Source organism: Nocardiopsis xinjiangensis YIM 90004 (assembly GCF_000341145.1).
GTDB classification, from domain to species: Bacteria; Actinomycetota; Actinomycetes; order Streptosporangiales; family Streptosporangiaceae; genus Nocardiopsis; species Nocardiopsis xinjiangensis.
The window spans coordinates 63,149-70,260 of sequence record NZ_ANBE01000018.1 but is presented as its reverse complement, the minus strand read 5'-3'; the positions used below and the strand labels follow the sequence as shown (position 1 = coordinate 70,260).

The following is a 7,112-nucleotide window of genomic DNA, read 5'->3' as shown; positions in this document are numbered from 1 at the left end:
CTGTCAATGCTCGGGCGGAGCCCGAAGCCTTTCCAGAGGAGCGCACACGCCACTCGCCCCCGGCCTCAACGCCGTCACCGGGAGTGCCGGGGCCCGTAGTTGCTTCCGCAGGAGCGAACCACCACGCACACGCCTCGACCGTTGGTCGCAATGCCGCTACCACAGGGGGTTTGGTAGTTGGCACCCCCACTTCTTCGGCCGGATGAGGGGGCCGGCCGGTAGGTGTTCGGCGGCGAGAGCGCAACAGCCCGGCGTCAAGGGGTGGACCGCACACCCCGAGGCGCCCCACACCGACCCCGCACAACGCCGCACCTTTGGGCAGGTCCCGAGGGTGTGGGGTGGCGCCGAAGCGGGTTGCGGGAAGCCCCGGCCGGGCTAAGCTCGACGCTCCGACGAACACCACCCCACACCAACCACAGGCCCCGGCCCCCTACCCCCGACCCGGTTCCGGGTCAGCCGATGCGGTCGATCACCAGGGGTCCGGGCCCGAAGCCGGGGTCGTCGGCGATCTCGTAGGAACCTGCCAGGGCCTGGGCGGCGCGGTCGAACCGCTCGGGTTCGTCGGCGTGCAGGGTGAACAGCGGTTCCCCCGCCGAGACCTGGCCGCCCGGTTCGGCGTGCAGGCTCACCCCGGCGCCGGCCGAGACCGGGTCCTCCTTGCGCTCGCGCCCGGCGCCCAGACGCCAGGCGGCCAGTCCGACCTGGTAGGCGTCCAGGCGGGTGAGCACGCCGGAGGTGGGGGCCAGGACCACGCGGTGTTCGGCCGCCTCGGGCAGCGGCGCGTCGGGGTCACCGCCCTGGGCACGCACGAGTTCCTTCCAGGTGGCCAGGGCGCTGCCGTCGGCGAGGGCGTCGGCCGGGTCCTTCACGCCGCCGGCTCCGGGGGTGAGCCCGGCCGAGGCGAGCATCTCCCGGGCCAGTGCGAGGGTCAGCTCCACGATGTCGGCGGGGCCTCCCCCGGAGAGCACCTCGACCGCCTCGGCGACCTCCAGGGCGTTGCCGACCGTACGGCCGAGCGGGGCGGCCATGTCGGTGATCAGGGCGCTGGTGCGCACCCCGTGGTCGGTCCCGATGTCGACCATGGTGCGGGCGAGTTCACGGGCCGAGCCGAGGTCTTTCATGAACGCACCCGAGCCGACCTTGACGTCCAGCACGAGCGATCCGGTGCCTTCGGCGAGTTTCTTGCTCATGATGGAGGCGGCGATGAGCGGGATGGATTCGACGGTGCCGGTGACGTCGCGCAGCGCGTAGAGCTTGCGGTCGGCGGGGGCCAGACCGGTGCCGGCGGCGCAGATGACCCCGCCGGTGGACTCCAGGACCCCGCGCATCTCTGTGAGGGTGAGCCCGGCCCGCCAGCCGGAGATCGATTCGAGTTTGTCGAGGGTTCCACCGGTGTGGCCGAGCCCGCGTCCGGACAGCTGCGGCACGGCGGCCCCGCAGGCGGCGACCGTGGGGGTCAGAGGCAGGGTGATCTTGTCGCCGACCCCTCCGGTGGAGTGTTTGTCGGTGGTGGGGCGGGCCAGGTCGGAGAAGTCGAGGCGGTCCCCGGAGGCGAGCATCGCCTCGGTCCAGCGGGCGACCTCGACCCGGTCCATGCCGCGCAGGTAGATGGCCATGGCCAGCGCCGCCATCTGTTCCTCGGCGATCTCGTCCCGGGTGTAGGCCTCGATGACCCAGTCGATCTGCTCGGGGCTCAGCTGCTCCCCGTCACGTTTGGTGCGGATGACCTCGATGACGTCCATGTCCTGCTCCTCTGTGTCGTCACGGGGTGGAGTCGCGTGGAGGCGCCGGGTGGGGCGCTCCGTCACAGCTGTCCCCGGTCCCGTGTGCCGGGGCCGGGGACGGTCACCGTTCTTCCTGGGTCAGGCCAGGTCGTGCGGCCCGAAGGCCTGGGGCAGGACCTGGCTCATGGTGAGCACACCCTCGGGGGTGTCTATCAGGAGCTCGGGCCCGCCGTGTTCGTACAGCAGCTGACGGCAGCGCCCGCACGGCATGAGCGTGCTGCCCCGGCCGTCGACGCAGGCGAACGCGGTCAGGCGTCCCCCTCCGCCGGAGTGCAGGGCGCTGACGAGCCCGCACTCGGCGCACAGGCCGACCCCGTAGGAGGCGTTCTCCACGTTGCAGCCGGTGACGGTGCGCCCGTCGTCGACCAGGGCCGCGGCACCCACCGGGTACTGCGAGTAGGGCGCGTAGGCGCGGGTCATGGCCTCGCGGGCAGCACCGCGCAGCGCCTGCCAATCGACCTGGGCCGGTATGGGGTTCATGAGCGGTTCGCCCTCCATTGTTGGCCGATACCGGCTGGCGCCCGCAGTCTCTGTGAGGCCAGCGAGAGCACCAGCAGCGTCGCGATGTGCGGACTGTAGGTGGACAGTTCGCGTGGCAGCGAGTCGGTCCCGAAGTACCAGAACAGCAGGAGCGCGGCGACGCCGACTGTCACAGTGGCCAGTGCGGTGGTGCGTTCCTTGCGGCCCCACATCGACACCAGCGCGACGAGCGCACCGAGCACGGTGCCGGCGACGAAGACGGTGGTGGTCTCCGCGGCGGGAAGTGCGGTGAAGGAGCCGAGCCAGTAGGCCAGCGCCGCCACCGTGACCAGCCCGACCGCGACCGTGGCCAGGACTGGTGTCTCGGAGGTGCGGGTACCGACCAGGGCCAGTAGCAGGCCCACCAGCAGGAGCAGGCCCGAGGCGGGCAGCAGGATGTCCGAGAATCCGGCCGGCGGCCCGGCGGAGACGAACGCGTACACCAGGGCACCGGCCACGGCCGCCACAGCGCCGGCCCGGCCGATCAGGGAGCGGCGCGCACGCCACACGGCCCAGGCCAACAGGGCAGCCACGAAGAGCAGGAGCAGCGCGTGGATGGCCGCGCCGCCGCCGCGCACCTGCAGGGCGTCGGTGTAGCCGAACAGGCTCGCGCCCATCGCCAGTCCGCCGGGGCGCCAGTTGCCGAAGATCATCGCGGCCAGACCGATGTAGCCGCGGCCGCCCGTCTGGCCTTCCTGGTAGATGTTGGAGGCCACCAGCGACAGGAAGGCGCCGCCCATGCCGGCCATGCCGCCGGAGACGATCACTGCGGTGTACTTGAGGCGGTAGACGGCCACACCGAGGCTCTCGGCGGCGTCGGCGTTCTCACCGACCGACCGCAGGCGCAGACCGAAGGTGGTCTTCCACAGCACCAGGTAGCTCAGCGGGATCATCATGATCGCCACGAAGGTCAGCGCGGACATGTTCGTGGTCAGTCCGATGACGAAGGACGCGGCGTCGCTGACGACGAAGATGCCGCTCGCCGCGACCGGTTGGAGCAGGTCGGGCAGCACCGGCAGCGACAGCGTCGGGAAGTCCGGGGTCGCCGGGGACTGTGCGGCACCGGCCTGGGGGACGTCCGCGTAGACCAGGATCGACAGGTAGCGCATCGCGCCGAGCATGAGGATGTTGATGGCCACACCGGAGACGATGTGGTCCACCGCGAAGGTCACGGTGGCCACCGCATGGATGAGGCCGCCCGCCATGCCCGCGACCACGCCGGCGAGCATGCCGATCCAGGGGTCTGCGGTCGACCAGGCGAAGTAGGCGCCGAACCAGGTCCCGAGGATCATCATGCCTTCGAGACCGATGTTGATGATGCCGGCGCGTTCGGCCCACAGACCGCCGAGGGCGGCCAGGGCGATGGGAACCGCGAACACCAGGGTGGTGCTCACCGTCCCGGCGTCGGTGAGCATGTCCTGGCCTGTGATCACGCGCAGACCGGCCAGGGACACGAAGACCGCGCCGAGAAGGGTGAGGAAGCGCCACCGGGCCCACCCCTTGGGGCGTGCCGGGGTCTTCGCGGTCGGCTTCACGTTGAGTTCCTGGCTCACTTCGCCTCCCCGGAGGACTCGACGGTCCGGCCGAGCTGCTTACCGATCTGTTGCTGCTGGTAGCCGCGGCCCCAGCGGTGCACCACCTCGTAGACCACGACGACGGTGAGGACGATGGTGGCCTGGGCGATGACGGCGATCTCCTGCGGTGTGTCGTCGAACGGCAGGATGCCCGCCGACTGGTCGAGGAAGGACCACAGCAGCGCCGCGAAGACGATGCCGACCGGGTGGTTGCGGCCCAGGAGGGCGATGGCGATCCCGATGAAACCGATACCGGCGGGAAAGTCCAGCGCGTACTGGTGGGAGTGTCCGAGCAGCTGCGGCAGGCCCACGAGCCCGGCGATCATGCCCGAGAAGAGCATGGACAGGAAGACCATCTTCTTGACGTCGACGCCGCTGGCCTCGGCCGCCGTCTTGGACTGGCCGGTGGCGCGCAGCTCGAACCCGAACCGGGTGCGGTTGAGCATCGCCCAGTACATGAACCCGACCACGGCGGCCAGGACGATCATGCCCCAGATCTCGTTGTCGGAGCCGAGGAAGCCGGCGGGGATGCCGGGCACCCACGACGACTCGGGCATGGGCGGGGTGCCGATGTTGTTGGTACTCAGCTCCACCGCGAGACGGTCGGTGCTGAGCAGGTAGGCGGTGATGCCGGTGGCGATGGAGTTGAGCATGATCGTGGAGATCACCTCGGACACGCCCCGGGCCACCTTGAGGTATCCGGCGATACCGGCCCACACACCGCCGACCGCGACGGCGGTGGCGATGATGACGATCTGGCTGATGACCGGCGGCAGCATGAGGTAACCGCCCACCGAGGCCGCGAGCAGGGCCGCGAGCCGGTACTGGCCGTCCACGCCGATGTTGAACAGCCCCATCTTGAAGCCGATCGCCACCGCCACGGCGGCCAGGTAGTAGGTGGTGGAGGTGTTGATGATCTGCACCATGCTGTCGGGCCGGGAGCCGAACTCCAACATGCGCCCGAAGGTCTCCATCGGGGCGATACCGCTGAGTTGGAGCACGGCGCCGGTGACCCCGACGGCGAGGACACCCGCGGCCAGGACCGCCGCGAAGGACAGTGCGAGCATGGCGGACAGGCGGTGGAAGAGCACGAAGGCCAGCCCGGCGCCGATCAGGGCACCCAGGGGGACGGCGACCTCGGCGATGAGTTGCAGGTCCAGGATCCAGGCGGTGGCCAGCCCCGTGACCAGGGCCAGCACCAGCGTCATGGGGGCGACCAGCACCTTGTGCAGGGGTGTGCCCTCCTCCTGGGCCCCGGTGGCGCCGAGGCTGCTCCCGTCACGGGTGCGCGCGGCTGTGGCGGCGACCAGCACGAAGGCCAGGCCCACACCGATGAGGAGGGCGGCCCACCAGAGCAGGGCCAGGTCGAGGACCACGGTCGTGACCACACCCAGGGCCAGGGTCAGGCCGAAGACGACGGGGGCGGCGAGGGTGCGGGGGGCGTTCTCAGTCATGCTCCGTCCTCGCCTTCGGCGCCGCGGGTCCGGTCGGCACGGGGATCACCTTCCGTGGCTTCGGCGTTGTCGAGCCCGGCACCGGTCATGGCGGAGCCGAGCTGCTCGGGGGTGAGGCCGGTGGGGTCGGCCTCGGCGACCAGGCGGCCGCGGAGGATCACGTGCAGGGCGTCGGACATGCCGATGAGCTCGTCCAGGTCGGCCGAGATCAGCAGGACGGCCAGTCCGGCGGCGCGGGCCTCGCGCAGCTGTTCCCAGATGGCGGACTGGGCACCCACGTCCACGCCCCGTGTGGGGTGAGCGGCCACGAGGAAACGCGGCTCACCGCTCATCTCCCTGCCGATGATGAACTTCTGCTGGTTGCCGCCGGAGAGGGCGTCGGCGACGACGTCGATGCCGGGGGTGCGCACGTCGTACTCGGTGACGATGCGCTCGGAGTCGGCGCGGGCCCCGGACCGGTCGAGCCAGGGGCCGCGCACGCTCGGGGCACGGGTCTGGTGTCCCAGGATCCGGTTCTCCCACAGCGGGGACTCCAGCAGCATGCCGTGGCGCTGGCGGTCCTCGGGGATGTAACCGACCCCGGCCTCGCGAATGCGCAGGGTGGACCACTCGGTGATGTCGGCGCCCTCCAGGAGGATGCGGCCGGTACTGAGGGTCTGCATGCCCATGACGGCCTCGATGAGCTCGGACTGGCCGTTGCCCTCGACACCGGCCACACCGACGATCTCCCCGCGGTGCACGTCCACGGACACGTCGTCGACGACCGGGCGGCCCTCGGGAGAGAGGACGGTGACGCCCTGGAGGGAGAGCACCACATGGTCGGTGACGGTGGACTCGCGCAGTTCGGGGACGGGCAGTTCACCGCCGACCATGAGCGTGGCCAGTTCACGGGCCGAGGTGTGCGCGGGGTCGACGGTGTCGACCGTGGTCCCGCGCCTGATCACGGTGATCTCGTCGGCCACCGACAGGACCTCGTCGAGTTTGTGCGAGATGAAGATGACCGTGAGGCCTTCGCGTTTGAGCTCGCGGAGGTTGTCGAAGAGCTCGTCGACCTCCTGGGGCACCAGGACGGCGGTGGGTTCGTCCAGGATGATGGTCTCGGCTCCGCGGTAGAGGACCTTGAGGATCTCCACGCGCTGGCGGTCACCCACGCCCAGTTCCTCCATGAGGCGGTCGGGGCGGATACCGAGCCCGTACTGGGCGGACAGTGCCAGGATGCGTGCGCGTGCTCTGCGGCCGATGCCGTGGCGGCGCTCGGCGCCCAGGACCACGTTCTCGAGGACGGTGAGGTTGTCGGCCAGCATGAAGTGCTGGTGGACCATGCCGATGCCCTGTTTGATGGCGTCGGAGGGGTTACTGAAATGTACGGGCTCGTTGCGGACGAGGATCTCGCCCTCGTCGGGCCGGTGCATTCCGTACAACGTCTTCATCAGCGTGGACTTGCCTGCGCCGTTCTCTCCCACGACGGCGTGCACGGTGCCCGGAGCCACGGTGATGTCGATGTCGTGATTGGCCACGACCCCGGGAAAACGTTTGGTGATTCCCCGCAGCTCGACGGCGGGGGGCGCGTCGGCTCCACCGCCCGGTGGCGTGCTGCTCATCTCTCTCCTCGTGGAAAACGGCGGTCGGGGCGGATCGGGCCGGATCACGGCCTTTCGACGCCGACAACGCGGAAAACGGCGGTCGGGGCGGCACCGAAGGGTCGGGGCATGCTTCCCGCGCTCTTTCGGTACCGCCCTCGCCAGGACATCGCGGGGTATCCCGTGTGAGGCCCCTCCCCG

Annotated in this window: 5 protein-coding genes; all 5 read right to left on the bottom strand. The window is 70.4% G+C overall.

From position 1 onward, the window contains the following. Positions 1 to 452: 452 nt before the first annotated feature. Positions 453 to 1,742 carry a thymidine phosphorylase gene (locus D473_RS0110860; RefSeq protein ID WP_017609097.1) on the bottom strand — a complete coding sequence of 430 codons (1,290 nt, stop codon included), beginning with the start codon at positions 1,740 to 1,742 and terminating at the stop codon, positions 453 to 455. Between the two features lie 120 nt (positions 1,743 to 1,862). Next, positions 1,863 to 2,282, bottom strand: a complete 420-nt coding sequence (locus D473_RS0110855) for a cytidine deaminase (protein WP_026126824.1) — start codon at positions 2,280 to 2,282, stop codon at positions 1,863 to 1,865. Further along, positions 2,261 to 3,856, bottom strand: a complete 1,596-nt coding sequence (locus D473_RS0110850) for an ABC transporter permease (protein ID WP_017609095.1) — start codon at positions 3,854 to 3,856, stop codon at positions 2,261 to 2,263. The genes D473_RS0110855 and D473_RS0110850 overlap by 22 nt, the downstream gene beginning before the upstream one ends. Then, on the bottom strand, positions 3,853 to 5,331 hold the full coding sequence (locus tag D473_RS0110845; RefSeq protein WP_017609094.1) for an ABC transporter permease: 1,479 nt from the start codon (positions 5,329 to 5,331) through the stop codon (positions 3,853 to 3,855). Before D473_RS0110845 ends, D473_RS0110850 begins: the two co-directional genes overlap by 4 nt. Then, positions 5,328 to 6,932, bottom strand: coding sequence for an ABC transporter ATP-binding protein (locus tag D473_RS0110840; RefSeq protein ID WP_017609093.1), 1,605 nt, complete (start codon positions 6,930 to 6,932; stop codon positions 5,328 to 5,330). Before D473_RS0110840 ends, D473_RS0110845 begins: the two co-directional genes overlap by 4 nt. Between the last annotated feature and the right edge of the window lie 180 nt (positions 6,933 to 7,112).